Genomic DNA, 959 nt, shown 5'->3' with positions numbered 1-959 from the left:
GGGGCCGGGGCCCCACGACCGTGGGCGGGCGGCGGCGGGCTCGACCGGCTCGGCACCGGACTCGGCCGCCGGGGCCGCGCTCACATCCGGGCCGGACACGGTCATGCGCTCAGCCCTGGCCGGCCTTGTACCCGACGCCGCGGACGGTCAGCACGACGCACGGGTTCTCGGGATCCGGCTCGACCTTGGAGCGCAGGCGCTGGACGTGGACGTTCACGAGCCGGGTGTCGGCCTGGTGCCGGTAGCCCCAGACCTCCTCCAGGAGCATCTCGCGAGTGAAGACGTGGCGCGGCCGCCGGGCGAGGGCCACGAGGAGATCGAACTCCAGCGGGGTGAGGGCGATGCCGACGCCGCCGCGGGTGACCTGGTGGCCCGCCACATCGATCTCGAGGTCCCCGATGTGCAGGACCTCCGCCGGCTTGGCCTCCCCCTCACGCAGGCGCGCCCGGACGCGAGCCACGAGCTCGGCGGGCTTGAACGGCTTGGGCACGTAGTCGTCCGCACCCGACTCGAGGCCGCGCACCACATCCGACGTGTCCGACTTGGCCGTGAGCATCACGATCGGCACGTCCGACTCGGCTCGGATGAGCTTGCAGACCTCGATGCCGTCGATGCCGGGGAGCATGAGGTCCAGCAGCACCAGATCAGGGCGCTCGCGGTGGAACGCGGGCAGTGCGGAGGTGCCGTCCGCCGCGAACGTCGGCTCGAAGCCGTCGTTGCGCAGGACGATGCCGATCATCTCGGCCAGCGCCTCGTCGTCGTCCACCACCAGGATCTTGGCCTTGCCCATCCTGACCTCCTCGTCAGCGCTCCCCCCGGCGCCGCGGGCGGGACCGGCCCCGGGCACAGGACATTTTCAGGATCAGCCCGATGATACCCGCCGGGCGGGCCCGTCCCCGGCGGACGACGCCGGAGGTCGCCCCGGTCCGTCGGGGCGCCGGCTCAGCCGCGCAGCTCGG

At 73.2% G+C, this 959-nt stretch carries 1 protein-coding gene; it reads right to left on the bottom strand.

Annotation, left to right across the window (positions count from 1 at the left end; all coding sequences use genetic code 11):
* Window positions 1–109: 109 nt before the first annotated feature.
* Entirely contained in the window at window positions 110–790 is a 681-nt protein-coding gene (gene mtrA / locus HMPREF3105_RS10785) for an MtrAB system response regulator MtrA (protein ID WP_070709587.1), read from the bottom strand.
* Window positions 791–959 lie beyond the last annotated feature (169 nt).

The sequence above is a fragment of the Micrococcus sp. HMSC31B01 genome (genome assembly GCF_001816085.1).
Classification (GTDB): domain Bacteria; phylum Actinomycetota; class Actinomycetes; order Actinomycetales; family Micrococcaceae; genus Micrococcus; species Micrococcus luteus.
This window is presented reverse-complemented; position numbering and strand designations above follow the sequence as displayed.